Below are 25,959 nucleotides of genomic sequence, written 5' to 3' on the forward strand. Positions count from 1 at the left end.
ATATGACAAGAGCCAATGTATATGTCACTCGGATGATTCCCAATGAGACTATAGAGGAATTACGTAAAGTTCATGATGTTGAGGTGAATCCACTGGATCGTGCATTAAGCCGTGAAGAGCTACTCAAGGCCGTCAAAGGGCGAGACGCCATTATTACCTTGCTAACGGACGCAGTGGATGGCGAGGTTTTAGATGCTGCAGGCTCACAATGTAAAATCGTCGCCAATTATGCTGTCGGCTTTAATAATTTTGATTTGAATGCTGCCACACAAAGGGGCGTGGTAATGACGAATACGCCTGGGGTTTTAGATGATGCTACTGCAACTCATGCATGGGCTTTATTGCTGGCAACAGCGCGTCGGATCTCTGAATCCGAAAGATATGTTCGCGCAAATAAATGGGAGGGTTGGGCGCCCATGGCGTTTATTGGTCAGGATGTAGATGGTAAAACTTTAGGGGTTGCAGGTCTAGGGCGGATTGGTAAAAAGTTTGCCAGGAAAGCGGCGGCCTTTGATATGCCCATTATTTATACCAATGAACAGCGCGACCTTGATTTTGAAAAGGAATTTGGTGCTAGCTTTGTAGATAAAGAAACTTTACTAAGAGAGTCTGACTATATTTCTTTACACCTACCCTTATTGCCTGAAACCAAATACTATATTGGTGAAAATGAGTTAGCCAAAATGAAACCCACAGCCATTCTTATTAATGCTGCTCGTGGGCCGCTAGTTGACGAAAAAGCCTTGGTCAAGGCGCTGAAAAATAAGGTTATTTTTGGAGCAGGCTTAGACGTGTTTGAAGATGAGCCAAAGCTAGCCGCAGGTCTTGCAGACCTAGATAATGTGGTTATTGTTCCGCATATTGCCTCAGCGACGACTCAAACCCGCCTAGCAATGGGCAAGATTGCGATTGATAACGTGATCAGCGTATTGGCTGGAGGTGCTCCACAAACTTGCATCAACCCTCAAGTATTAAAATAAAAAAGACGAATTTGTTTTTTCGCACTTGCATAATAAATAAAGGTATTAAGACATGAGCAATCAATTGAAGTTAGGTTTTGTAGGTCTAGGCATTATGGGCGCCCCAATGGCGGGCCAATTAGTCAAAGCAGGACATGAAGTCTTTGTCTATACGCGTAGTAAAGTTGCCGCTGAAATTGCACAATCTTCAGCTATTCAATGCACTAGTGCGGCTGAGGTTGCTCAAAAAGCGGACATCATCTTCACTATGGTTCCCGATACCCCTGATGTCGAAAAAGTTCTCTTTGGCGAGAATGGTGTTGCATCCGGTTTATCTAAAGGCAAGGTCTTGGTAGATATGAGTTCTATTTCGCCCATTGCTACCAAAGAATTTGCCAAGAAGATTAATGCACTTGGCTGTGACTACCTCGATGCCCCAGTTTCCGGTGGTGAGGTTGGCGCTAAAAATGCGACGCTATCTATCATGGTTGGTGGAGATGAAAAAGTCTTCGAAAAAATTAAACCCATTTTCGATTTAATGGGTAAGAACATTAACCTGGTTGGCAGCAATGGTGATGGTCAAACTGCAAAAGTAGCGAATCAAATTATTGTGGCTTTAAATATTGAGGCTGTTGCTGAAGCGCTCTTGTTTGCTGCTAAGGCCGGCGCCGATCCAGCAAAAGTTCGTCAAGCATTGATGGGTGGATTTGCAGGTTCTAAAATCCTAGAAGTTCATGGTGAGCGCATGGTCAAGCGCACATTCGACCCAGGCTTTCGGATTGAACTCCATCAGAAAGATTTAAATCTTGCCTTGAATAGTGCGCGTGCATTGGGAGTCTCGCTACCGAATACTGCTACTGCACAAGAGTTATTTAATTCTTGCGCAGCACATGGTGGTAAGGCTTGGGACCATTCTGCAATGGTCAAAGCACTTGAGATGATGGCAAACTTTGAAATTGGTCAAAAGTCATAAATCTAATGTCATCCTTGCTGGCGGTCTATCTTCACGGATTTCGCTCCTCACCAAAATCTAGCAAGGCTGTGATGACTGGAGAGGCCCTAGGGGCACTTTCCAGTAATACCAATCCAATTGAGTGGTATTGCCCGCAACTGCTGGCCTCACCTAGAGCTAGCATGGAAGTAGTGATTGAGCATATCGAGAAGTCAAAAGCAGATGAAATCGTTGTCATTGGATCTTCTCTTGGTGGTTTCTATGCCAATTTTCTTGCTGAGAAGTATGGATGCAAGGCGGTTGCTTTAAATCCTGCTGTTAGGGCTCCAAGGGAGCTTGCGCCACATGTTGGCATGATGACTGCCTACGATAGTGAAGAGCCCTTTGATTTTCGTCCAGAATATATTGATGAGTTAAACGCTTTACAGGTGAAAGCTATAACAAACCCATCCAGATATTTCTTGATGGCTGCTAAAGGTGATGAGCTCTTAGATTGGAAAGAGATGGTTGCTTTTTATTCAGGCGCCCATCAGCTGGTGTTGGAGGGCGGCGATCACGGCATCTCTGACTACTCAAAATACCTCCCTCAGGTTCTGAAATTTATTCAACCTAGCACCTCAACACACGCAAAGCCTTAGGGTTTATTTGCCACTGGATTTAGAGGTGAAGAAAAAATCCTTGAGCAGTCGATCGCTGCGCGTTATTTTTGCCGCCTTAATACTTTCAGTATTGGGGCATTTAGTCCTTTTCTTTGGGATCCCTTTTTGGTCGCCGTTATTGCCAAGTGCAGTATCCGATGAACTCATCATCAAAACAGATTTGCTACTGGAGTTGCCCAAAAAAATAAAGCTAGCAAGGGCGTCTAAAAAGCTGCCCCCCATTACTTCCGAACAAGGCAATACCACTGCGAATGAGTCGAGTGAGCAGGGCGGCTTATTAGACCAACAAGGCCAGGCTTTTCGTTTGCCAGATTCAGGCACTTTGTACTACGACGCTTATGTGGATGGTCAGAAATATCAGACCGGAGAACTGCAGTGGATTGTAGAGGGAAATAACTATCGTCTATACGTCAATATTCCATACGCCTTTATTGGCCCGTTTGTTTTTGAATCGCGTGGCTCGGTCGATGCGTATGGTATCGCCCCGACTATCTACTGGACACAACGCGGCACGAATGCGCCTCGATTTTCTCGTTTTGATCGTGACAACAAAGGAGGGGGGAAGATGTTCTTTTCTGAAAAGCCTGATTTCACTCCAGAGCTATTGCCAGGTACTCAGGATCGCTTTAGTCTGCTGTTTCAATTTGCCTCACTCTTAAATGGTGATGGCAAGATAGATGAGGCCGGCAGTATTCGGGCATTACCAGTAGTTGACTACAACACCTTAGAGATGTGGCAATTCAAAAGTTATGGAGAGGCCATTTCTGATGATGTGCCCAGCCTAGGGAAGACGACAGTGCGTCACTACGCCTTAATGCAACGTGAAAACGACCCATACAAGCGCCAGGTCGATATTTGGCTTGCCAAGGACCTCGAATGGCTTCCGGGCCGCATTCGCTCCCAGGAGGCCAATGGACGGGTCCTAGAACTAGTATTTAAACAAAAGAACCCTATAAAACCCGGTTAATCCGTTAGTTAGTCTGGTTGAGTCTGAGTTTTCTGACTTGTGTGACCCAATAATGTTCCCATCATTGAGTACATAGCTGCACCCGACATTGACACGGCAAAGATGCCTGAAAATGAAATAATGATTGGTAGGATCCGCCATTGCTCTGACAGGCTGTAATCGCCATACCCGACGGTTGTATACATCTCGCCGGCAAAATAGAAGGTTTGGGGGTTGGTGGGAAATACCTTTAACGCCACGCATAAATATGCCCAAGCTACGATTTCGGCAAGATGACTGCCGACAATCAACAATATTGCTATGAAATACGAGAGGAAATTAGCCCCATAGATCTTCTTGTTTTGCATATGGCGATCTAAGGCATGGAATGCACCAGCAATACCCAAAACTGCAACGCCATGAATCGTCAACATGAGGCAAGCAGCCACGATGATGAACCAGATCTGGCTATTTCCCATATCTGCATTAATCTCAGAAAAAAGGGTGCTAAAACTAGGCAGGTTAGAGAAGATGCTGAAATCCATAGTGTTTTTGCTTTACTTTATATGGGTTGATTTCTTATTTGACATAATAATGATTATACGCAGTTAGCATATATCGTTAATTCGTAGGACCACGGCTTGGAGCCTCTGGATATGGGGATTTGTAAAGCTTTGCCCATCTAGATCTCAGTCCGTCTCCTATCCATGGCTTGGTATATATATCAGCAAAGTCGATTGCAGTTAGCCCCTGTTGATTACGCATTTTGAGATCTGCACCATTATCCAAAAGGTATTTAACAAGGTATTCGTTTCCCGACATCACGGACATCATCAAGGCAGTTGAATTATTTGGGCTCAGTGCGTTCACTTTGGCCCCATTAGCTACTAAGAATTCTGCAACTTCAAGATGACCTCTAGTACAAGCATATTGCAATGGAGTCCATCCAGAGTTGTTTACATCCGCCTTTTTAGTCAAAACCAGGTACTTAACCACCGGCAGATTACCTTCTATGGATGCAATCATTAATGGGGTTTCGCCACTCTTGTTTGGCAGATTAATGTCAATGCCAGGCAAATTGGTTAAATAATCGATGACTTTTGAGGAATTTTCCTTAACTGCCAAGAAAAGCATGGGATTTCCCTTTGGATCTAGCGTATTTGGGCTTACGCCAGCCTTAATAAGGGATTTAATCTCGGAAATATCGTCAAATTTAGCTGCTTTTGTGAAGTTGGTGATTTGATCTTCAGACTGGCTGTAAATAAGACTGGAAAAGCCGAATAAACAAGCGGCAATACTATGAGATAACTTAATATTCAACTTCATAAAGTATCTCTATTTACTTGAAAACATTGGAAAAAGTTCTCTGAAGTTTGATTTGCAAGCTTTTCTACTGAAACACCCTTCAAGCTGGCTACAAATTCACCCACTTTAGCGACCCAGGCTGGCTCATTAATCTTGCCACGATATGGAATTGGGGCCAAATATGGCGAATCCGTCTCAATCAGCATTCTTTCCAATGGGACCTGTCGACAGGTCTCTTGCAGGTCTTTTGCGCTTTTAAAGGTCACAATCCCCGAAAAGGAGATATAAAAGCCCATTTCCATAGCTGCTTTAGCCACTTCTAAGGATTCTGTGAAGCAATGCATTACTCCGCCAATCCGCTCAGCGCCCTCTTCTTTAAGGATTTTTAGCGTATCTACAGACGCAGAGCGAGTGTGGATGATCAAAGGCTTGCCCGAAGCAATTGCAGCCCGAATATGGACCCTAAAGCGCTCTCTTTGCCACTCCATCGATTCATAGCTGCGATCACCCATTCGGTAGTAATCCAGGCCCGTCTCGCCGATCGCAATGATTTTGGGGTGTTTTGCTGTTTCAACGAGGAATTCAACCGTTGGCTCAGGCGTATCTTCATAGTCCGGATGCACGCCAACTGAAGCATATAGATGAGGGTAATCTTCCGCCAGTTTGAGAACTTTGGGGAAGTACGGTAAGTCCACAGATATACAGAGTGCATTCTTTACCTTAGCCTCGGCCATATTGGCCAGGACCTCTGGTAAGCGGGTCTGAAATTCAGGGAAATCGAGATGGCAATGGGAGTCTATAAACATGACCCGCCATTTTAGTCTTCAAATATCTGTTGATATTGAGAAAGCAAGGCTTCTAACTGAATGCGGGTTGCTAAGGGGTGATTTTCAGAACGACGAGCCAGTAGCAGTGATTTCCAGAAACGCAGTAATTTTGGTGTGCGAGCTTGTTGAGAAAGCGTCTTCAGTGCGGACTCATGTTTTGGGTAATAGCGTGGCGCAGAACCATTGCTAACTGCTTGCACATCAGAAACCCAGCGTTGCATTGTTGCAAGCAAGATGGAAAATTGCGCTTTACTGGTTTTTTCTGCAGCATCCAACCAGTTGATGCGCACACCCTGTGACATTGCCTGAAGAATATAACGCGATGCTTGGATGGCAATTGTGAGCTCATCTTTTTCATCTTTATTGTGCCTAGCAACTAAAGAGTCAAAAACTGCATAGGGCGCCCCACCCTGTTCGTCATAAATCGATTCAACATCTGCATCAGTGATTTTTGCACCGCTGATGCGCGGTAGTTGAGTGCGCAGCCAATTTAAGCCAGAGATTCTGTCTGGCCTAGGAGCACTTAACAAACGACAACGCGATCTTATAGTAGGCAGCACTCGATCAAGTCGATCAGCCAGCAATATGAATATCGTATTTGCAGGGGGCTCTTCCAAAGACTTCAATAAAGTATTTGCGCAGTCTGGACGTAACATCTCCAATGGATAAATCAAAATCACCCGATTGCCGCCGCGGTGCGTACCGATAGAGAGTCCTTCTATCGCACTGCGGGTTTCCTCGATGGAAATATTTTTCTTTTCTTTCTTTTCGGCTACATCGCCATCTGAGTCATCGCGTGATGACTTGGTTTTCTTTGGAGCATCGCCATCAGCTTCAAAATCACCATGTGGCAAAAGCTTGCGATGGGTCTCCGGTACAAGCGCAATGAAATCAGGATGATTACCAGAATCAAACCAATGGCAGGCTTCGCATTGCTTGCAAGGTTTAGAGCTTCCCCCGGCTGAACTCTCGCACAGCAAAGCCTTAGCTAGCTCAATGGAAAATTCAAACTTACCAATGCCAGACTGTCCATGCAACAGGATCGCATTCGGAAACGTAGTGAGATCAAGACTTTCCCAGAGGGGCGCTAGCCAAGGGGCAACTTTTGACTGGCTAGTTTCAGTAAACATTGCTTGGTTCATTTAGATCTCAAGCGGTAGTGATTTGAGTTCTTCCCAAATTGCTTCACGTGTTTGAGTGGCATCAACCAAATGAAAACGCTTTGGATCAGCCTTAGCCCGACGCAAATATTCTTGACGGACGCGCTCGAAGAAATCCAAATCCATTTGCTCAAACTTATCAGGTGCTCGCACTTGTGAGCGACGCGCTTCTGCTATGGCACCAGGTAAATCAAACAAGATAGTCAAATTAGGCTGGAGTAAGACACCGTCAGTTCTGCCCTGCACCCACATTTCTAATGCGTTGAGTTTTTCCAAGCTTAAGCCTCGACCGCCGCCTTGGTAGGCAAAGCTTGCATCTGTAAATCGATCCGAGATCACGATCTTGCCTGCTTGCAGGGCTGGCTCAATCACTTGAGCGATATGTTCACGGCGTGCAGCAAACATCAGCAATGCTTCGGTTTCTAGATTCATTGGCGCATCGAGCAAGAGTTTTCTGAGTTGTTCACCCAGAGGTGTACCACCTGGTTCACGTGTCATGACCACTTCACGGTTTGGATGCTGCTGCTTTAATAGTTCGCCAAACGCTTCGATGTGGGTGCTTTTCCCGGCACCATCAATGCCTTCAAAGCTGAGAAAATATCCGGGGTACTGAATGTTCATGTTCGGTAGTTTAAGTAACTTAAGGATTTACAGGAGTCTGATGAGGTCTGCGCTGATATCGATCAACCGCTGCCTCATGTTCATTTAAGGATTTTGAGAAGTGGCTAGTGCCATCACCTTTTGCAACAAAATATAGGGCAGCACTTTCTGCTGGATGTACGGCAGCCTGCAATGACTCTTTACTTGGCATTGCTATCGGGGTTGGTGGAAGACCTTTACGCATGTAGGTATTGTAGGGACTGTCTTTACGCAGGTCTGCTTTCCGCAAATTGCCATTAAATTTACTGCCAATCCCGTAGATAACGGTTGGATCTGTTTGTAAGAGCATGCCTTTATTGAGGCGGTTGGTAAACACAGCCGCCACCAAATCACGATCGCTCGGTCTGCCAGTCTCCTTCTCAACGATCGATGCCAGTATAAGGAGCTCATAAGGTGTCTTCAAGGGGCTTTGCACCTCCTTTTTCTCCCATGCGAGGACCAACTGCTTTTGCATGGCTTGGGAAGATCGACGATAGATGTTGATGTCAGGTTCGTCAGGATCAAATACATAAGTGTCAGGAAAGAACAGCCCTTCATCGCCTGGGTAACTCAAATTGAGATTTTGAAGAAGTGCTTTTGAGCTCATGCCCTTGGTCTGGTGAATTAAGGCTGGGTGTGCGTCGATTAAAGCCCGAAGTTGCCAAATGGTCATTCCCGGAATAATCGCAATACTTTCTCGGACTCTATCTCCGCGCGCCATCTGCATGAGCACCTTACCCAAGCTACCGCGTAATTGCAGCAAATATGTGCCGGGTTTAAGTTTTCCAGCTACAAATAAGGAGCCAGCACCAAACTTAAACAGGAGTGGCGAAACCATTAAACCCTGTTCAGATAATTGCTCTGCAATTGCAGTGAGCCCTGATTGAGGCTTAATTTTGACTTGGTAGCTCAAACCATCTGAGGCATTTGATTGGCTTGGCACGACCGGCAACAGAAATATCGCCCCATATACCAGCACCAAGCTGACCAATAAACCAAGAATCATTATTTGAAATGGGGGCAGCCTGAACCCCGACTTTTGTTTTTGGGTGAAAAGTGGTCTTCTGTGAAATTTTCTGCTCATCAGGCTATGATAAAAGCGTGATGACAATTACCCCCAAAAACACTCCAAACTCTCTCATAAACCCCTCTTTTGGACATGCATCCCTTTCTCACTGGGGTTTGATATTTGTTGAGGGTGTAGATGCAGCGAGTTTTTTGCAAAATCAACTCACAAATTCAATCTTAGGTTTAAAGCGATCAAAACCAGGCAAAATTGCCGAGGGCCCCGCTGCCGTCCGTTTAGTCGGTTACTGCAGTCCCAAGGGTCGCTTGTTAGCAAGTGCATGGCTTGCACTCATACCTCAAAGTGAACAGGGAGAGGATCGCTTTGCTCTTTTCATATCAAAAGATATTGCTGCCAGTACTGCCAAGCGACTTTCAATGTTCGTCTTACGCTCCAAAGTTAAAGTGAGCGATGTATCTGATGCTTGGCATATCTCGGGCTTCTATGGTTCTCAAGCTGATGCTGCCAATGCCACCGATTCTCTGGCCTTGAAAATGCCCGATGTTTTATATCAAGATCAATCAATTGCACGAGTTTTAATGGCGACGCCCTATGCCTCTGAATACTCAGTTGATGGGGCTGCACTCATGCAGTGGAATTTACTTGAAGTATTGAGCGCCATTCCCAGAATCGTTCTAGCCACTCAAGAACAATTTGTGCCGCAAATGATTAATTTTGAATCCGTTGCTGGAGTCGACTTTAAAAAGGGTTGTTATCCAGGTCAAGAAATCGTTGCGCGCAGCCAATATCGTGGTGTGATTAAACGACGCTTGCAAATAGCGGGGTTCAACATAGATTTATCGAACTCGATAAGCTACGCCCCAGGGGTTGAGTTATTCCATTCTGATGACGCTTCACAACCAGCCGGTATGGTGGTCCTTTCCGCGATTGATCCCCAAGAGCCTGATTCCATCAAGCTACAGATAGAGTGCAAGCTAGAGGCTCTGGAGTATGGAGAAATTCATCTAGGTAGTGTGGCTGGACCTGTGTTAAAAATGAGCTTACTACCCTATCAACTGATCGAGATATAGATCCTTAACTCATATGTGCCTGATCTTATTCGCTTGGAAATCACACCCAGACTACCCATTGGTGGTGGCTGCCAATCGTGACGAATTCTACGAACGCGATACCGAGCAAATGAATTGGTGGGCAGACCACCCCCATGTACTAGCAGGCAAAGACAAGGCTGATGTGTTGGGCAGCCCAGGGACATGGCTAGGCTTTTCAAAAACAGGTCGCTTTGCAGCACTCACTAATGTGCGAGCCCCCAGTGAAAAGAAGCCGGATGCGAGAACGCGGGGAGAGCTATCTTCGATGTATCTCACAGGCAAGGATCGCCCTAATGAGTTCATTCAATCCAATGCAAAGCGCTTTCAACAATACAACGGCTTTAATTTATTAATGGCAGATCTGAGTGATCCAGCAAATGCAGAAATGCACTGGGTCAGCAATCGCCTGATGATGGGTCAAAATATCCGCCCCCGAAAGATTTTTCCTGAGCAAGCCTTAAATCCAGGTGTGTATGGGCTTTCCAATGCAATGCTGGATACCCCTTGGCCAAAAGTAAATCACCGTGTAGCTGCTTTTGCTCAGACCTTGGCCATGGATAGTGGTCAGTTAAAAAATGCGGATCATTACTTAAAGCTCTTGGCCGATACTCATGAAGCCAGCGATCATGAGTTACCAAGTACCGGAGTCAGCAAAGACTGGGAAAAAGCACTCTCCCCCGCATTTATTAAAACCCCTGCATATGGCACTCGCTCAAGTACGGTGTTAAGAGTTCGCAAAGATGGGACTTTTGAAATGGTTGAGCGACGCTTTGACGCTAACGGCACCATTGGTCATGATGTTGTGACCGGTGCACTGACTGCCGCACCAGGATCTAATCTAGCTGTTTAAAAAGAATTGTCTACTGCTCGCGTAGATCGTCGTTAACTACGCGCTCACCTTTGGCGTTACGCGTCGCCAAGCGCCTAAGGTACTTAAAAGTTCCGGTAGACATACAGCACACTTCACCTTGATCGTTGTATAGCTTAGCCTCGCAAAACGCCATCGTGGCAGTGTGGCGAACAGTGTCTGCTTTGACGCGTAAGATTCCAGTGGCTGCCTGCATAAAGTTATTTTTGAGTTCAATCGTGACAACACTACGATCACCAGGATCAGCCGAGCGTGCAGCGACTGCCATAGCCACATCCATTAAAGTCAATAAGACGCCGCCATGGGCAACTTCCCAGGTATTGGTGTGCTCAGGCTTTAAGGCCAGAAGAATCTCGCCCTTACCCATTTCTGCACTCAAAAAGCGGACGCCCAATAACTTCAAAAATGGGACATTTAATTCTTCACCCAAATTGGCTAGTTGGGTGGCTGGATTGATTTGAACTTTATTTTCCATTTGGCTATTTTAGGGGCTTCGGCGCAGATTGGGAATTCCCCCTAGAATAGCTTCACTATGGCATTCCCACTTCAGGGCGACGACGCTGCTCGCCATACCCCACCTACTCCGATTCCTGACCCTTATTGGGTGGCGTTTTCTAAATCTTGTGCAGAGCTGATCGATATTCCACTCGCAAACAATGATTTGCCAACCGATCACAAGTGGCTTGAGCTTCTATCTGGAAATTCCCTCGAAACAGAATCCAATCAATTTACAGCCCCGATTGCTAGCGCTTATAGTGGTCATCAATTTGGCGTGTGGGCTGGGCAACTGGGTGATGGCCGAGCGATTTTGCTGGGCGATATTGCGAATCAAGAACTGCAACTTAAAGGAGCAGGTAAAACAGCTTACTCGCGCATGGGTGATGGCAGAGCTGTGTTGCGCTCTTCTATTAGAGAATTCCTTTGCAGTGAAGCTATGCACTCTTTAGGCATTCCAACTAGTAGGGCCTTAGCGGTGGTGGGATCCAAAATGCCGGTTATACGAGAAACCAGAGAGACTGCTGCTGTCTGCGCCAGAGTTGCACCCAGCTTTGTCCGTGTGGGGCACTTTGAGCACTTTGCATCACTGCAAAATACCGAGAGATTAAAAGAGTTGGCGGATGATTTGATTGCCAAGCATTATCCCGATTGTCGCAACTCTAAAATTCCTTATCTTGAGCTCTTCAAAAGTATCTCCAGCAGAAATGCCACCCTAGTCGCTCAATGGCAAGCTGTTGGCTTTTGTCATGGTGTTCTGAATAGTGACAACATCAGCGCCCTAGGACTCACCATTGACTATGGCCCATTTGGATTCTTGGATCAATTTCAGATCGACCATATTTGCAATCACAGTGATCATTCTGGCCGCTACGCCTATCACCGCCAACCACAAGTCATGCATTGGAATATGGCCTGCCTTGCCAGCGCAATGTTGCCCTTGATTGAGCTAAGCCATTCTGACGAAGAAGCCCAAACACTACTAAGAAGTGCTCTGGAAGAATTTCCAATAACGTACGCAGCGGCTTGGCAAAAAAGCTTTCGAGATAAGCTGGGCTTGCATACCTCCGAAGAGGCAGATATCGAATTGATTGAGCGTTTGCTGCAACTCATGCACGATTCCCGCGTGGATTACACCACCCTCTTTAGAAGTTTAGGAAACATCGATAAGAGCACCCTAGTTAAAGATATTGCTTTGCGCGATCATTTTATTGATCGAGATGGCATTGATTTATGGCTGAAGGATTACCTTACCAGGTTAGCAAAAGAGTCTTTAGGTGATGAAGCACGCAGAACGATCATGAATACAGTAAATCCAAAGTACGTTCTCAGAAATCATTTAGCCCAACATGCAATAGAACTTGCCCAGCAAGATGATTTTTCTGAAGTCCATAAGCTATTAAATATTCTTAACAAGCCTTTTGATGAGCAGCCTGAAAACGAGAGTTACTCACAGGCCCCCGCAGAGCATCTGCAATCTATTTCAGTAAGCTGCTCATCTTAGAGTCCAAACCAGAATATTATTTACACCATGAAAAAATCAAACCAAGAATACAAACAAGCCCTAACTGATATTGAATATCGCGTCACGCGAGAAGCCGCTACAGAACGTCCATTCACCGGTAAATTTTGGGACCACTGGGATCAAGGTCAGTACCGCTGCGTTTGTTGCGATACCCCCTTATTTTTATCTGATACTAAATTCGATGCGGGTTGCGGTTGGCCAAGCTATAACGCCCCGCTAAATTCGGCTGCAATCATCGAGCATAAGGATATGACTCACGGCATGGTTCGTACGGAAGTCCGCTGTAGCCATTGCGATGCTCATTTGGGTCACGTTTTTGAGGATGGCCCACAGCCAACAGGTCTGAGGTATTGCATCAACTCTGCTTCCTTACAATTTGAGCCTAGCGCAAACGCGAAAACCACAGAAGAGAAGTAGACCCTAAATAGCTGGATAATGCCCCTATGAAATTTTTATTCGACCTCTTCCCCATCATTCTGTTCTTTGTCGCCTTTAAATTAGGTGATATTTACACTGCAACCATTGTTGCCATGATCGCAACTGTTGGGCAAATCCTCTGGGTTTATTATCGCCACCGCAAAATTGATGCCATGCAATGGGTCAGCTTAGTCATGATTGTTGTGTTTGGTAGCCTGACGATCTTCTTGCATGACAAGACCTTTATTCAGCTCAAACCAACCGCTCTGTATTGGTTATTCTCTGGCGCCCTGTTTGTTAGCCTACAGTTTTTTAATAAGAACTGGATTCAAGTCATGATGGGTAAACAGATCACTTTAAAACAAGAGAGTGAAAAATCGGTCTGGCACAAACTCAATCTAGCTTGGGCATGTTTCTTTTTCCTGATGGGTTGCCTCAATTTATATGTCGCCTTTGAGTTCTCAGAAGAGGCTTGGGTGAATTTCAAATTATTTGGCAGTACTGGCTTGCTCATTGTGTTTGTTATTGCACAAGGTATTTGGCTCGGTCGTCATATGGAGCACCCGTCAGCATGAGCGTCAATCAAGAACGCATCAAACTGTTTGAGCAAGATCTCAGGTCTTCATTCCAACTCACCAAACTACTGATAGAAGATGAAAGTCACCTTCATGCAGGACATGCGGGCGCTGCTAGTGGCGGAGGACATTTCAAAGTCACCATATGCACCCCAGAATTTCAAGGTCTTAACCTGGTAGGTCGTCATAGGGCTGTGTACGCCGCCCTCCAAAAACACATCCCAGCCGAGATACATGCTTTAACTATCAATGCCTTAGCTCCTGACGAGGTTTAAGACTCATTAAATAGTGTTTAATACCTACAGCAAACTGTTTCTAACCTATTTTGACAATTTGAAATGATCTCAATACCAAAAATTCTAAGCATCACTGCACTTGGTGCCACACTGATAGTGGGTCCTGTTTTTGCCCAAAATGCCGTGATCGTTAACGGCAAACCCATTCCAAAAGCACAGTTGGATAAGTTGGTACAAAAGACTGGTCAAGCTGACAACCCACAAGTTCGCGATCAAGCGCGTGAGATGTTGGTCACCCGAGAACTTATCCTGCAAGAAGCCAATAATCGTGGCTTGTCCCAAAGTGACGCTGTAAAAGAACAGATTGAGCAATCACGCATGGGTATTTTGGTTGCTGCCGTATTTCAAGACTATGTTGAAAAAGAAGGGGTTGCAGAAGCAGACCTTAAAGCTGCTTATGAATCTGTAAAGATTCAGTACGCAGGGAAGGAATATCACGTCGAGCACATTCTGGTTGAAAAAGAAGCAGATGCCAAAGCAATTACCGCTCAACTGAAAGCTGGAGCAAATTTTGAAGAGCTCGCCAAAGCAAAATCCAAGGATCCAGGCTCTGCGCCTACTGGCGGGGATCTTGGCTGGGTCAGTGAAAAATCGTTAGTTCCTGAATTTTCCAAAGCCATGGTTCAGCTCAAAAAAGGTCAAATTACTGACAAGCCAGTGAAGACTCAATTTGGCTGGCACATTATTAAGATGGATGATGTGCGTGACGTCAAGGCCCCACCAATGGAAGAGATCAAAGATCAACTAAAGCAAATGATCGCCTCTGACCAAAATTGGCAAAAGGCTAAGTTCACCGAGATGATGCAAAAACTCCGTGCCAAGGCCAAGATCCAGTAAATCTAAGACCTTCTGATCACAAGCCCAGGCATGTCCTGGGTTTTTTCATGCCCAACAAGAACATTCAATTCGAGTTATATTTAAATCATGATGATTCTTCACACCATGCTTCGAGTCGGCAATATGGCTCGCTCTCTTGATTTCTATACCAATGTATTGGGTATGAATTTGCTTCGAACAACTGAACGCCCAGAGCAAAAGTATTCTCTGGCATTTGTTGCTTATGGCAAAGGTAATGCTGACGGCCAATCAGAAATCGAGTTGACCTATAACCATGGTGTTGATGCATATGACATGGGTACTGCTTATGGACATATTGCGATTCAAGTCCCTGATGCCTATGCTGCATGCGACAAGATCAAAGCGGCTGGTGGCAATGTCACTCGCGAGGCTGGCCCTGTTATGGGTGGCGATACCATCATTGCCTTTGTAACCGATCCGGATGGTTACAAAATTGAACTGATTCAGCGTTAATTTGCATTGAACCAGCAGGAATATCAACTCGAGATTATTGGAAACCTTGCTGAAGTATCCGCAGGCGAGTGGAATGCCATTGTTCCAGCCAATGCAGGCCCTTTCTTAAGCTATGCATTTCTCAGTGCACTAGAGCACTGTGGTTGCGTTGGTGAAAACACCGGCTGGCAACCTGCTCACCTGGTTTTAAAATCACCCGACAGCACCAAGCTCATAGGTGCCATGCCGCTCTATCTCAAACAGCATTCTTATGGTGAATTTGTTTTCGATTGGTCTTGGGCTCAAGCCTATGAGCAACACGGTATGCAGTATTACCCTAAAGCCCTCTGCGCAATCCCGTTTACCCCTGTGCAAGGTCAAAGACTGCTTTGTGGCAGCAGTGAAGATGCTCCACAGATACGCGCGACCCTTCTTACCGGTCTGAAGAGCATAGTTAACCAAAATAAACTCTCCTCTGCCCATATTCTCTTTCCAGAACAATCTGAAATTGATTCCATGCTGCAACAAGGATTTATGTTGCGAGATTCAGTGCAATTTCATTGGCAAAACCACGACTATAAAGATTTCGATCAATTTTTAGCTATCTTGACGATGAAGCGCCGTAAAAATATACGTCGCGAGCGTGCCATAGTTGCAGCTCAAAATATTAGCTTTACCCATATACCAGGTGTAGAGACAGTTAAAGCCGATTGGGAATTTTTCTATCGCTGTTATGAAAACACTTATCTAGAGCATCAATCTTCGCCCTACCTGACCGAGTCCTTCTTTAAAGAACTAGCTAGCACGATGCCCGAGAATTTGCATTTGATCATAGCCAGTAAAGATGCTCAACGTCTCGCCTGTTCATTGCTGATTGTGGATAAGCTCAATGCAAAGGCATACGGTAGATATTGGGGTGCACTTGAACACATCGATTGCCTCCATTTTGAAACTGCTTACTATCAAGCAATTGAATATTGCATTCAGGAAAACATTCAGATCTTTGAAGGTGGCGCCCAAGGTGAGCACAAAATGGCAAGAGGTTTTATGCCAACCACAATCCATTCTGCCCATTGGATTGCAGATCCACAATTCTCTAAAGCCATCAAATTATTTTTAGAGCGTGAGCATCATGGTATTGCGGCTTATGTTGATGAGCTCGCGGAGCACAGTCCACTGAAATCGTCTACAGTAGCGCTATGACGCAATCTAGCAATCCAACAAACCAGAGCGGAGCTAATTCACTTTCCACTGGAGATGAGCACTCAGATTCACCATGTATTGGTGTTTGCACAACCCTATACGATGAGATATGTCAGGGTTGCGGTCGCACCCTAAATGAAGTGAGTAACTGGGTATTTTTTAGTCAGGAAGAAAAAGACCTAGTGTGGAAACGCATCCGTGCAGATGGCACAGCCATGCGCTTCCAGCGCCAAGCAAAAGACTCTAAAACTGCTTAACCAGTAATAGCCTGGCTACGCAAATACTCTTCGTAAGTCCCTGAGTAGTCATTAATGGTGCCATCCATTTTGACTTCTAAGATGCGGTTAGCTAAAGCAGACACGAATTCACGGTCATGAGAAACAAAAATGAGTGTGCCATCGTATTTCTCAAGAGCAATTTGCAAACTCTCAATGGATTCCATATCCATATGGTTGGTTGGCTCATCCATCGCTAAGACGTTATATTTTTGGAGCATGAGTTTACCCCAAATCATGCGGCCTTTTTCTCCACCAGAAAGGACTTTGACAGACTTGCCAATATCATCACCAGAGAACAATAAGCGACCTAGGGTGCCACGAATCACTTGATCGTCATCGCCTGTGTTGCGCCACCAATTCATCCAATCCATCAGCAACTCGTCTTTAGCGAAGAGTTCGGTATTGTCCTGCGGCATCACACCCACATTGGCATTCTCAGCCCACTTCACATCGCCACTATCAGCAACAATGCCATCAAAGCGCTTGCTCAGAATCGTTTTGAGAAGCGTGGTCTTACCTGCACCGTTTTGACCAATGATGGCAACTTTCTCACCGGCACGAATAGCCAATTTAAAGTTCTTAAAAATGGTTCGGTCATAAGATTTAGTTAACGCGTTGCACTCGACAGCCATGTTGTGCAACTTCTTCTCGGTGTCAAAACGAATAAATGGGTTTTGACGTGAAGAGGGTTTGATTTCTGTAATCTCAATTTTCTCTAATTGACGCTGACGCGATGTAGCCTGACGGGCTTTAGAGGCATTTGCAGAGAAGCGGCTAACGAAAGCCTGTAGTTCAGCAATCTTTTCCTTGGCTTTATCGTTCGAGCTCAGCTGTTGAGCGCGCGCTTGAACGGATGCAAGCATGTAGGAGTCATAGTTGCCTGGATACACTTTAAGTGTTCCAAAGTCCATATCAGCCATATGGGTACACACTTCATTTAAGAAGTGGCGATCATGAGAAATGATGACGATCGTACTTTTGATTTCATTGAGGATATCTTCAAGCCAATGAATCGAATGAATATCCAAGTTATTGGTTGGCTCATCAAGCAAGAGCACATCAGGATCTGAGAAAAGGGCTTGGGCAAGCAATACACGCAACTTCCAACCTGGGGCCACGTTGCTCATCAAACCATTGTGTTGATCAATGGGAATGCCAATACCTAAAAGCAACTCCCCTGCTTTAGCTTCTGCTGTGTAGCCACCGTACTCGGCATAGCTGCCCTCGAGCTCTGCGGCGCGCATGTAGTCTTCATCAGTAGCATCGGGGTTGGCATAGATGGCATCGCGATCAGCTGCGGCCTTCCACATCTCTTCATGCCCCATCATCACCACATCTAAAACGCGTACATCTTCATAAGCAAATTGATCTTGGCGCAATTTACCAAGACGAATACCTGGATCCAGGCTGATGTTTCCGCTGGTTGGCTCTAATTCACCACCTAAGATTTTCATAAAAGTAGATTTACCGCAACCATTCGCGCCAATGAGGCCGTAGCGATTACCGCCGCCAAATTTAACGGAGATGTTCTCAAACAGGGGTTTTGCCCCAAACTGCATAGTGATATTAGATGCTGACAGCACGGATGTTTTCTAGCTTTCTGAAATTCAATTCAAAGGGAATACCCCAGCAATGGGGGTAAAGTCCAATATTTTAACGGGTTAACGGCTTTAAAGCCAAATTCAGACTTTGACCCGAAATGGGGTGAAATTCGTGTGAATGTCGTAGTGATCAACGCTTTCCTTGCGCTTCAGGGCGCCTACTACCCAATAGGTCAATGGCGTCGCTAGAACCTCCCAAGAGGTCTTTAGAACGTATTGCACTAATGCCACCTGTATGAGCTCTTGAATAGGCCAAATCCCGTAAAAAGCCAATACATAAAACAAGGAGGAGTCTACTAACTCACCGAAAGCAGTCGAGCCAATCGTTCTGACCCATAAAAAGCGTCCCTGGGTCCAGATTTTGAGCTTAGCCAACACATAGCTGTTAACAAAACTGCCACACCAAAAAGCCAGCATCGAGGCTAAAGCGATCCGCCAGGAATTACCAAATACCGAGACCATGCCCTGTTGGTACTGAGCCATATATTCACCAGGGGCTACTGGAAGTGCAATCACAATTTGCGCCATGATGGCCGCAAAGGCCAATGCAGCAAATCCAGCCCAGACAGCCCTGCGATCATAGGCGTAGCCATATACCTCAGTCAGGATGTCCCCAAAAAAGTAAGAAATCGGGAAGAAAAGAATACCGGCGCCAAAAATGACAGGGCCAAAGTAAGGCAAATCAATCACAGCAGCCTTACCGGCGCCAATAAAGTTAGAGCACAACAGAACCACCACAAAGGCGGCCAAGATTAAGTCATAGTAACGATGGTGACTTCTGATGGCTGACATGGCTTATGGGCTTTGGCGTGCTCTAGACGTTAAAAAATGGATAATAGAAGTAAGAATATAGCGATTCCTGAAAACGCACAGGACTCCTTATCAAAAATCAAATAGGACACAACATCATGAGTAAACCGAGCTTTCATTGGGAAGACCCCCTCCTCCTTGACACCCAGTTGAGCGAAGAAGAGCGCATGGTTCGTGACGCAGCTGCTGAATACGCCCAACGCAAACTAGCGCCAAGAATTCATGATGCTTATCGTAATGAAACGACTGATCCTTCCATTTTTCGTGAAATGGGCGAATTGGGTCTGCTTGGCATCACCATTCCAGAGCAATATGGCGGCGCAAACCTCAATTACGTCTCTTATGGTCTGATTGCTCGGGAAATCGAACGGGTCGATTCTGGATATCGCTCCATGATGAGTGTTCAATCATCTTTAGTGATGGTCCCCATTAATGAATTTGGTAGCGAAGCACAAAAGCAAAAATATCTACCTAAATTAGCAAGTGGTGAATGGATTGGTTGCTTTGGATTAACCGAGCCAAACTACGGCTCTGATGCTGGCGGCATGATTACTCGCGCCAAGAAAGTTCCAGGCGGATTCTCTTTAACGGGTTCAAAGATGTGGATTTCCAATTCACCGATTGCTGATGTCTTTGTGGTGTGGGCTAAAAATGATGAAGGCGTGATACGCGGCTACATCCTTGAAAAAGGCATGAAGGGCTTAAGCGCTCCTAAAATCACTGGCAAGATGGGTCTACGCGCCTCCATCACTGGTGAAATCGTCATGGATGAAGTCTTCGTACCGACTGAAAATGAATTCCCCGAAATTACTGGCCTGAAAGGCCCATTTACTTGTTTAAATTCTGCGCGTTACGGTATTGCATGGGGCGCTTTAGGCGCCGCTGAATGGTGCTGGCATGCTGCTCGTCAATACACGATGGATCGTAAACAATTTGGCCGCCCTCTTGCTGCCAATCAGTTGATCCAAAAGAAGTTGGCCGACATGCAAACCGAAATTGCTCTTGGTTTGCAAGGCTGCCTACGTTTAGGCCGCATGAAGGATGAAGGTATTGCTTCTCCAGAGATTACGTCAATCATGAAACGCAACTCTTGCGGAAAATCTTTAGACATCGCCCGTATGGCTCGCGACATGCACGGTGGGAATGGTATTTCAGATGAGTACGGTGTTGTGCGTCATATGCTCAACTTAGAAGTTGTGAATACCTATGAAGGCACTCACGATATTCATGCGCTGATTCTAGGTCGCGCACAAACCGGTATTCAGGCTTTTAGTTAAGGCTTTACCGCTGCCATGATGGCCTTTGCTGACTTGGCAAAGGCCTCATCACCATCATCATCTAACTGCACAAATTTTTCCGCGCTGTATTTAGGAAAGTTTCTCTCAATCGATGATTGATACGAGGGGTCGTAGTGCATCACCAACAACTCCTCTACGAGAGATTCGAAATGCTTTGCATCGATCTCTTCTTCCCACTTGGCTATTTGCACTTTGCCGTAACGAGAAGTGAGCAGCCCCAGCTTATGCTTAAAGCTATCTGTATCCGATAGAAAATGATGGTACTCACGAATCAGCCAAGAAACTCGGGTTTTGGTACTGGAGCGCAATTCAATACACTGGCCACTCCGAATCGTTTCCATTAGTGGATCGGGGATATGTACGCCGCCTACTTTTTTACTTTCAGACTCTACAAAAACAATCTGATTCTTATCTAGTGATTGAAAGGCATTCCAGAGTGCTGTCTCAAAACCTTTCTGCGTGGGCTGCTCAATATTGGGCTCGTTACCCAAGACAGAACCACGATGAATTGCTAGACCCTCAAGATCAAGCACTTGAGCGCCAAGCTTTTGGATTTCGTGAAGGACGCGCGTCTTACCGCTGCCAGTCATGCCACAAATCACTTCAAAGGAAAAGTCTTTCGCGGCCTGATCCAAGTCATCAATCACCGTGCGACGAAATCCTTGATAACCACCTTCAAGTTGCATCGCTTTCCAACCAATACGATTCAGAATGTGTGTGAAAGCACCACTTCGCTCTCCACCACGCCAGCAATAGATTAACGGGCGCCACTCTCTTGGAAAATCAATGAAGGAGCTCTCTAGGTGATTGGCAATATTGCGAGAAACCAATGCGGCACCAAGCTTCTTCGCAGCAAAAGGAGAAACTTGTTTATAGAGAGTACCGATTTGTTCGCGTTCTTCATTATTGAGAACCGGGCAATTCATTGCGCCAGGGACATGGTCAAGGGCAAATTCTGCAGGTGAACGAACATCAATAATGACATCGAAGTGATTGCGTTCCGATCTGAAGCGATCGATCGATAGGATGTATGGATTGCTAGGCTGCAAGCAGCACTCCTAAACCATCTTCTGAAGAAGATATTGCGGCCAAGGAGTTGATTTATTGGTTTCTAGATCTACCCACACCATAGTTGCGCCGCCTTCTGCACTAATGACATCTGGGCTTGTGCTTAGAGACATTGAAGTAAAGAGGTCAACGCTGGATTTTCCAAGGTTGCCAATGTATGTCTTCAAAATGAGTTCACCCGGATAAGATAACTGTTGATAGAAATTACAAAAGCCATTCATCATCAGCATGGCAGCCTTTCCAGGCGCCACTTGTAAACCCAAGGTCTCAATCCACTCTACCCTAGCCTGCTCCATGTAACGAAAGTAAAGCGTGTTGTTGACATGACGTAGGGCATCCATATCACCCCAACGAATCGGCATGAGCATCTCATGCACAAGCCTCTTTTCTTTGGGTATCTCGATCCGCATAGACTACTTAGCGAACCTGTAAGGCTAATTGATAAAGATTGGTAGAGCGTGCACCCGATCGACAGAAGGCCAAGATCGGTTCTGGCATCGTTTTTATTAGACGGGCCATCTCAACAACTTGTTCAGGAGTAAATGCACCGCTAACGACTGGCAGATATACATAGTGCAGACCAAGTCTTTCAGCTTCAGCGGCAATATCAGCATTCTTTGGTTGATCAGGGCCGCCTTCGTTATCAGGCCGGTTGTTAATCACACTCTTGTAACCCTGTGCTGCAATCAGAGCAAGGTGACTAGGATCAATTTGACCAAGTGTACCGAATTGATCGTTATGACAGGCAATAGGAAGACTCATTTCAACCTCAAAAAATTAATCAGACAGAAGACGCTTAATACCTTTGATTCTAAATCAGGCTGATTGCTTATGAGCTGTAAAAAAATGCTCACAGATCCACATGCCAGCAAGCATGGCAATCACAAAGACAAAAGCCTTGGCTTGACCAGACCCGATGGAAACAATGGCGGGACCTGGGCAAAAGCCTGCTATACCCCAACCAACACCAAAAATGATGCTACCAATCACCAAGGGTTTTGAAATATCACGCCTGGTAGGCACATGCAGGGCGCCACCAAAAAAAGCCTGGCTGCGTTTAGTGAGTAAATAGAAGCCGGCCAAACCAACCAGTACTGCTCCACCCATCACAAATAACAGCGAAGGATCCCATGAACCAGCGAGATCTAAGAAGTTCAAAATCTTTTGCGGATTTGTCATGCCTGAAATAATCAGGCCAAAACCAAAAAATACGCCAATCAAATATTGGCTAATGAGAGTGAAGTGTTTTCTCATCTTAAGCCCCAATCATGTGACGGATCACAAATACAGTGATGAAGCCTGCCAACATGAATGAAAGTGTAGCCACTAAAGAGCGTGGTGATAGGCGAGATAGCCCGCAAATGCCATGGCCGCTAGTACAGCCTGAGCCATAGGCAGACCCAAAGCCAACTAACAGACCAGCGACCACTGCTGCAGTCCAATCTGAATCAATGACTTGGATTGGATGCATATCAAATAGCCAAACAGCCCAAAATGGCGCGCTTAATAAACCAAACACCATACTCAAGCGCCAAAGCACATCGCCATATTTGGGATGCAGTAAGCCTGAAATAATCCCGCTGATTCCAAGAATTCGGCCATGTAGATGTACATATAGCGCAGCAGCAAGACCCAGAATCATCCCGCCTAACAACGCCGGGCCAGGAGTAAATTCTAACCAGTTGATCTGCATTGAATTTCCTATCTATGAAATCGATTAATTGCAGGGGTTCGGAGCAAGTCGATATTGCAAATAGCGTAATGCCAAATATGCGCCCAAGAAAAACCCTGGTAAAGCTAAAAAAGATCCGAGCGCCAAGGTGGAAACACCACTGAGGCCTTGTCCAATAGTGCACCCTAAAGCAGTTACTCCGCCAAAACCCATCAGCGCACCGCCAATCAGGTGATTGGCTGTATCTTCGGGGTTGCGAAAAGTTTCCCAGCGAAACGATTTCGTTAAAAGTGCAACTACGGCCGAACCTGAAATCATGCCCATGACGGCAACCACTCCAATGGTGAGGACCTTTGATGTATCGCTATACATCATGAGCCAATCCAAGAAATAGGCATACGGAGCAACGAATGAAAGGCTTTCCATTTTTCCTGAATTCGTAGCTAAGAAAACCTCTTCTAAGGTATTCGGGTCTTCCGCTACAAAGGCAAAGTGTCCTGAGATAGCCCAAATAGAGCAGATGATGAGGCCGACGGTAATGCCAGCAAAAAGATTCTCAGCAGTCCAAAACGCCTTCTTAGCCAGTGCAAAAATAATAAATGCAGAACCAATCACTAGGCCGAGAATAAGATGCAAAGAAGATCGCATCATGCCAGTTGAAGCGCTGAGCAAGCTTGGTAGGTCCTGAGGGGTATTAAGATTGATAAAAACAGAATCTAGTGTATTGATGCGTATAACACCTAGGAAGCCACGGATCGTCATATAAGCGCTTAGACCAAGCGCCAGAAAAACAATGACTGACTTAAGATTGCCGCCGCCAATGCGAATCAGCGTTTTACTTCCGCATCCAGAGGCTAAAACCATGCCAAAGCCAAATAAGATGCTACCAATAATGGTTGAGAGCCAAAGAAACTTATTGCCGGTATAAAAACTCGTAAGCGGATCAATGAGGCCAATATAGGACATCACAGCAAAACCAATGATGGCTATCCCAATAGCAAGGAACCACTGCTTAAGACGATCCCAACTATTCATGATGAAAATATCTGAGACGGCACCCATGCTGCAAAAGCCCGTTTTTTGCATGGTCGCACCAAGAATAAACGTCGCAATGAAGCTTGCAAGCAAAGCTGATTTAGTTAGTGAGGCAATATCTACAACATCCATGATCTAAAAATTCTGCTTAAGGTTTAAATTTATAAAATTGTTGATTGAGGTATTTTGAGACATCACTCTCATCCTCTGGAAAAAGATCTAATCGCAATTCACTATTGCAAACTGAAATCATCGAGTTTAATTTTGCGAGCGTTGTGACTTTACTGTCAGACCTGGTGTAGATCATGTCACCGTTTCCAAAACCCGTTTTCTTTGCATGGCAGGCATAGCATTTCTCTTGATCTATTACCTTGCCATTGGCAAGTGGCTCATTCGCAAATACGGATGAGCTCAGCAAAAATGTTGCCATCACTGCAAGTGCCAAGGATTTTATTAGAAACTTCATGCAAATCAGGGATTTAGCGTTTAAAGCGCTATTTTAGAGCCTATATGACAAAACTGCTATTCGCCCTGAATGGAAAGGTAGATGTTATAGGCATTCATCCTATTGGCAGACCGAAATAAAGGCATCCCCTCATACTCGGACCAGTCTGTCTTGGTATAGACCTCATCAAATGAATCCATATTTCTTGCGGCTTCACCCATAGACTCACGCAGATATCGTAAGTATTCACGGGTAAAGGCGATGTCTTGAGTTGGACTCGGTGAATAAGCACCATGCCCAGGAATCACGATCTTGGGTTTTAAGCCCTCAATACGGTCGAGCGACGCCAACCACCCTTTGCTATCAGCGTTGCCAACAAATGGAATACGACCTCTAAAAACAAGATCCCCGACAAACAGGACGCTCTCACTAGGCACATAGACCATTAAATCTTCAGACGTATGCGCAGGACCTACTTTTGAAATCAAAAAATCTACTCCGCCAACTGTTAATGTTTTTTCAGACTTGATCCACTGATCAGGAGCCACTAAGTGAGTACTTGAATTGACCCATGGAGCAAAATCTACTCTAGAGGATTCCAGTCTTTGGCGAGCTGCATCAGAATTTAAGTAGTCCTTACTGAGCTCTTGTGCGTATATTTTTGCACCTGTTTTTTTGAAAACTTGAAGGCCATATATATGGTCTGCATGGTAATGGGTAACAATGACTGCTACCACTTTTTGTTTTGTGATTTTTGCAATCTCACTGAGCAACTTTTGCGCAAGAGCTGGCGATCCCAAAGCGTCTACTACCACAACACCTTTAGGCGTTACTACAAACCCTGCATTAGAAATAAAGTTCTGGTTTTTACTCGAGCCCATTTCTGGGAAACCTTGAACAAAATAGGTATTTTGTGCAACCTGAATTGGCTTTAGATTAACAAGGTCAACGGGTTCGGCAAAGCAAAGGCTCGACAGAATGAGGCTCAATATCGAAGCAATAAAATACTTCATTGATCGAAGGCTAGATAATGGATGACTTAAATCAACCTAAGGCTTGATATAGGCGTAGTGATCTTTTGCTTGGAGATCAGCAATTCGCACGACACCAGAGGGTGTAAAGTCAGCGTCAAGAATGAAGACATCCTTCTTAATGCCTCTATTTTTAAGAGTGATTTCACAGACCTCAAAGCGAACGCCACGTGATTTCAGGGCGCCAATCAATGGTGCATATTCCACATTATTTTTCTTGTCTTTCGCACCTTCCATCAGCATATCAATGCCATTGGCGTGTGTGACGACAATAATCTGGGTTGTTGGTGATATATCTAAATGGTTTCGGATATTTCGTAAGCCCTTTAAACCCTGTGATTCTGCATCATCAATGTGATAAACCACTTTTGTTGGGTTTGCCGATTGTTGTGCATGGACATTGAGAGCAAATCCCAAAAAAGTGCAGCCCACCAACATAGTATTGAGGAATAATTTAGCTAACTTAGGCATATGGACTTTCATATTG

The 25,959-nt window shown here is 45.3% G+C and carries 33 protein-coding genes; 15 read left to right on the forward strand and 18 right to left on the reverse strand.

Annotated features, from left to right (window positions below; genetic code table 11):
• Positions 1–2: 2 nt before the first annotated feature.
• Genes ICN49_RS04560 through ICN49_RS04575 form a run of 4 tightly spaced genes read left to right on the forward strand, consistent with a single transcriptional unit; the run spans position 3 to position 3,537 of the window.
• Entirely contained in the window at positions 3–980 is a 978-nt protein-coding gene (locus ICN49_RS04560) for a 2-hydroxyacid dehydrogenase (RefSeq protein WP_216166240.1), read from the forward strand.
• A 52-nt stretch (positions 981–1,032) separates the two neighbouring features.
• The gene (gene glxR, locus ICN49_RS04565) at positions 1,033–1,932 is read left to right on the forward strand and encodes a 2-hydroxy-3-oxopropionate reductase (protein WP_216166242.1); all 900 of its coding nucleotides are present in this window, start codon (positions 1,033–1,035) and stop codon (positions 1,930–1,932) included.
• A 5-nt stretch (positions 1,933–1,937) separates the two neighbouring features.
• Positions 1,938–2,549: a YqiA/YcfP family alpha/beta fold hydrolase gene (locus tag ICN49_RS04570; protein WP_216166244.1), complete on the forward strand. Its 612-nt coding sequence runs from the start codon at positions 1,938–1,940 to the stop codon at positions 2,547–2,549.
• 25 nt (positions 2,550–2,574) lie between these two features.
• Positions 2,575–3,537, forward strand: a complete 963-nt coding sequence (locus ICN49_RS04575; protein ID WP_216166246.1) for a DUF3108 domain-containing protein — start codon at positions 2,575–2,577, stop codon at positions 3,535–3,537.
• Positions 3,538–3,545: 8 nt separating this feature from the next.
• Here ICN49_RS04575 and ICN49_RS04580 read toward each other — a convergent pair whose 3' ends face one another.
• The 6 genes from ICN49_RS04580 to mltG all read right to left on the reverse strand — a co-directional run bounded on the left by ICN49_RS04580 (position 3,546) and on the right by mltG (position 8,453).
• A complete protein-coding gene (locus tag ICN49_RS04580; RefSeq protein ID WP_216166248.1) occupies positions 3,546–4,061 on the reverse strand; it encodes an ion channel in 516 nt (171 codons plus the stop codon).
• Between the two features lie 76 nt (positions 4,062–4,137).
• Positions 4,138–4,842: an ankyrin repeat domain-containing protein gene (locus ICN49_RS04585; protein WP_216166250.1), complete on the reverse strand. Its 705-nt coding sequence runs from the start codon at positions 4,840–4,842 to the stop codon at positions 4,138–4,140.
• The gene (locus ICN49_RS04590; protein ID WP_216166252.1) at positions 4,839–5,627 is read right to left on the reverse strand and encodes a TatD family hydrolase; all 789 of its coding nucleotides are present in this window, start codon (positions 5,625–5,627) and stop codon (positions 4,839–4,841) included. Before ICN49_RS04590 ends, ICN49_RS04585 begins: the two co-directional genes overlap by 4 nt.
• 11 nt (positions 5,628–5,638) lie before the next feature.
• The gene (locus ICN49_RS04595) at positions 5,639–6,790 is read right to left on the reverse strand and encodes a DNA polymerase III delta subunit-related protein (protein ID WP_255535404.1); all 1,152 of its coding nucleotides are present in this window, start codon (positions 6,788–6,790) and stop codon (positions 5,639–5,641) included.
• Entirely contained in the window at positions 6,791–7,429 is a 639-nt protein-coding gene (gene tmk, locus ICN49_RS04600) for a dTMP kinase (protein WP_216166254.1), read from the reverse strand.
• Positions 7,430–7,448: 19 nt separating this feature from the next.
• Positions 7,449–8,453, reverse strand: a complete 1,005-nt coding sequence (mltG, locus tag ICN49_RS04605; RefSeq protein ID WP_255535405.1) for an endolytic transglycosylase MltG — start codon at positions 8,451–8,453, stop codon at positions 7,449–7,451.
• A 98-nt stretch (positions 8,454–8,551) separates the two neighbouring features.
• Here mltG and ygfZ point away from each other — a divergent pair, with 98 nt between their 5' ends.
• Together ygfZ and ICN49_RS04615 are read left to right on the forward strand one after the other, a co-directional pair.
• Positions 8,552–9,544: a CAF17-like 4Fe-4S cluster assembly/insertion protein YgfZ gene (gene ygfZ, locus ICN49_RS04610; RefSeq protein ID WP_216166499.1), complete on the forward strand. Its 993-nt coding sequence runs from the start codon at positions 8,552–8,554 to the stop codon at positions 9,542–9,544.
• 13 nt (positions 9,545–9,557) lie between these two features.
• Positions 9,558–10,415, forward strand: coding sequence for an NRDE family protein (locus tag ICN49_RS04615; protein ID WP_216166258.1), 858 nt, complete (start codon positions 9,558–9,560; stop codon positions 10,413–10,415).
• Positions 10,416–10,425: 10 nt separating this feature from the next.
• Here the strand turns inward: ICN49_RS04615 and ICN49_RS04620 are convergent, their stop codons facing one another.
• Positions 10,426–10,908 carry a PaaI family thioesterase gene (locus ICN49_RS04620; protein ID WP_216166260.1) on the reverse strand — a complete coding sequence of 161 codons (483 nt, stop codon included), beginning with the start codon at positions 10,906–10,908 and terminating at the stop codon, positions 10,426–10,428.
• Between the two features lie 57 nt (positions 10,909–10,965).
• On the opposite strand from ICN49_RS04620, the gene ICN49_RS04625 reads away from it, so the two are divergent.
• From ICN49_RS04625 to ICN49_RS04660, 8 genes are all read left to right on the forward strand, one after another.
• Positions 10,966–12,432 (forward strand): protein adenylyltransferase SelO, encoded by a 1,467-nt coding sequence (locus tag ICN49_RS04625; protein ID WP_216166262.1) that lies wholly within the window; start codon positions 10,966–10,968, stop codon positions 12,430–12,432.
• A gap of 27 nt (positions 12,433–12,459) precedes the next feature.
• Entirely contained in the window at positions 12,460–12,870 is a 411-nt protein-coding gene (gene msrB, locus ICN49_RS04630; RefSeq protein ID WP_216166264.1) for a peptide-methionine (R)-S-oxide reductase MsrB, read from the forward strand.
• 26 nt (positions 12,871–12,896) lie between these two features.
• Positions 12,897–13,445 (forward strand): septation protein A, encoded by a 549-nt coding sequence (locus ICN49_RS04635; RefSeq protein ID WP_216166266.1) that lies wholly within the window; start codon positions 12,897–12,899, stop codon positions 13,443–13,445.
• Complete coding sequence (locus ICN49_RS04640; protein ID WP_216166268.1) at positions 13,442–13,720, forward strand: BolA family protein; 279 nt, start codon at positions 13,442–13,444, stop codon at positions 13,718–13,720. The genes ICN49_RS04635 and ICN49_RS04640 overlap by 4 nt, the downstream gene beginning before the upstream one ends.
• A 63-nt stretch (positions 13,721–13,783) precedes the next feature.
• Positions 13,784–14,578 (forward strand): peptidylprolyl isomerase, encoded by a 795-nt coding sequence (locus ICN49_RS04645; RefSeq protein WP_216166270.1) that lies wholly within the window; start codon positions 13,784–13,786, stop codon positions 14,576–14,578.
• An 87-nt stretch (positions 14,579–14,665) separates the two neighbouring features.
• Positions 14,666–15,052, forward strand: coding sequence for a lactoylglutathione lyase (gloA, locus tag ICN49_RS04650; protein ID WP_216166271.1), 387 nt, complete (start codon positions 14,666–14,668; stop codon positions 15,050–15,052).
• Positions 15,053–15,058: 6 nt separating this feature from the next.
• Complete coding sequence (locus ICN49_RS04655) at positions 15,059–16,234, forward strand: GNAT family N-acetyltransferase (RefSeq protein WP_216166273.1); 1,176 nt, start codon at positions 15,059–15,061, stop codon at positions 16,232–16,234.
• Positions 16,231–16,491, forward strand: coding sequence for a DUF1289 domain-containing protein (locus tag ICN49_RS04660; RefSeq protein ID WP_216166275.1), 261 nt, complete (start codon positions 16,231–16,233; stop codon positions 16,489–16,491). The genes ICN49_RS04655 and ICN49_RS04660 overlap by 4 nt, the downstream gene beginning before the upstream one ends.
• Here the strand turns inward: ICN49_RS04660 and ICN49_RS04665 are convergent.
• Together ICN49_RS04665 and ICN49_RS04670 are read right to left on the reverse strand one after the other, a co-directional pair.
• Positions 16,488–18,095 carry an ABC-F family ATPase gene (locus ICN49_RS04665; RefSeq protein WP_216166277.1) on the reverse strand — a complete coding sequence of 536 codons (1,608 nt, stop codon included), beginning with the start codon at positions 18,093–18,095 and terminating at the stop codon, positions 16,488–16,490. The genes ICN49_RS04660 and ICN49_RS04665 overlap by 4 nt on opposite strands.
• A gap of 99 nt (positions 18,096–18,194) precedes the next feature.
• Positions 18,195–18,905 carry a queuosine precursor transporter gene (locus ICN49_RS04670; RefSeq protein ID WP_216166279.1) on the reverse strand — a complete coding sequence of 237 codons (711 nt, stop codon included), beginning with the start codon at positions 18,903–18,905 and terminating at the stop codon, positions 18,195–18,197.
• Positions 18,906–19,021: 116 nt separating this feature from the next.
• Here ICN49_RS04670 and ICN49_RS04675 point away from each other — a divergent pair, with 116 nt between their 5' ends.
• The gene (locus ICN49_RS04675) at positions 19,022–20,200 is read left to right on the forward strand and encodes an acyl-CoA dehydrogenase (protein ID WP_216166281.1); all 1,179 of its coding nucleotides are present in this window, start codon (positions 19,022–19,024) and stop codon (positions 20,198–20,200) included.
• Here the strand turns inward: ICN49_RS04675 and mnmH are convergent.
• Genes mnmH through ICN49_RS04720 form a run of 9 tightly spaced genes read right to left on the reverse strand, consistent with a single transcriptional unit; the run spans position 20,197 to position 25,943 of the window.
• On the reverse strand, positions 20,197–21,270 hold the full coding sequence (gene mnmH / locus ICN49_RS04680; RefSeq protein ID WP_216166283.1) for a tRNA 2-selenouridine(34) synthase MnmH: 1,074 nt from the start codon (positions 21,268–21,270) through the stop codon (positions 20,197–20,199). The genes ICN49_RS04675 and mnmH overlap by 4 nt on opposite strands.
• Positions 21,271–21,279: 9 nt before the next feature.
• On the reverse strand, positions 21,280–21,699 hold the full coding sequence (locus ICN49_RS04685) for an acyl-CoA thioesterase (protein ID WP_216166285.1): 420 nt from the start codon (positions 21,697–21,699) through the stop codon (positions 21,280–21,282).
• Positions 21,700–21,706: 7 nt separating this feature from the next.
• Complete coding sequence (locus tag ICN49_RS04690; RefSeq protein ID WP_216166287.1) at positions 21,707–22,051, reverse strand: protein tyrosine phosphatase family protein; 345 nt, start codon at positions 22,049–22,051, stop codon at positions 21,707–21,709.
• Between the two features lie 54 nt (positions 22,052–22,105).
• Positions 22,106–22,543, reverse strand: a complete 438-nt coding sequence (locus ICN49_RS04695) for a YeeE/YedE family protein (RefSeq protein WP_216166289.1) — start codon at positions 22,541–22,543, stop codon at positions 22,106–22,108.
• Between the two features lies 1 nt (position 22,544).
• The gene (locus ICN49_RS04700; RefSeq protein ID WP_216166290.1) at positions 22,545–22,982 is read right to left on the reverse strand and encodes a YeeE/YedE family protein; all 438 of its coding nucleotides are present in this window, start codon (positions 22,980–22,982) and stop codon (positions 22,545–22,547) included.
• 24 nt (positions 22,983–23,006) lie between these two features.
• On the reverse strand, positions 23,007–24,128 hold the full coding sequence (locus ICN49_RS04705) for a YeeE/YedE family protein (protein WP_216166292.1): 1,122 nt from the start codon (positions 24,126–24,128) through the stop codon (positions 23,007–23,009).
• 16 nt (positions 24,129–24,144) lie between these two features.
• Positions 24,145–24,462 carry a hypothetical protein gene (locus ICN49_RS04710; protein ID WP_255535406.1) on the reverse strand — a complete coding sequence of 106 codons (318 nt, stop codon included), beginning with the start codon at positions 24,460–24,462 and terminating at the stop codon, positions 24,145–24,147.
• Between the two features lie 56 nt (positions 24,463–24,518).
• Positions 24,519–25,454 (reverse strand): MBL fold metallo-hydrolase, encoded by a 936-nt coding sequence (locus ICN49_RS04715; protein WP_216166294.1) that lies wholly within the window; start codon positions 25,452–25,454, stop codon positions 24,519–24,521.
• 36 nt (positions 25,455–25,490) lie between these two features.
• Entirely contained in the window at positions 25,491–25,943 is a 453-nt protein-coding gene (locus tag ICN49_RS04720) for a DsrE family protein (protein WP_216166296.1), read from the reverse strand.
• Positions 25,944–25,959: the final 16 nt, after the last annotated feature.

Source organism: Polynucleobacter finlandensis (genome assembly GCF_018881755.1).
GTDB lineage: Bacteria > Pseudomonadota > Gammaproteobacteria > Burkholderiales > Burkholderiaceae > Polynucleobacter > Polynucleobacter finlandensis.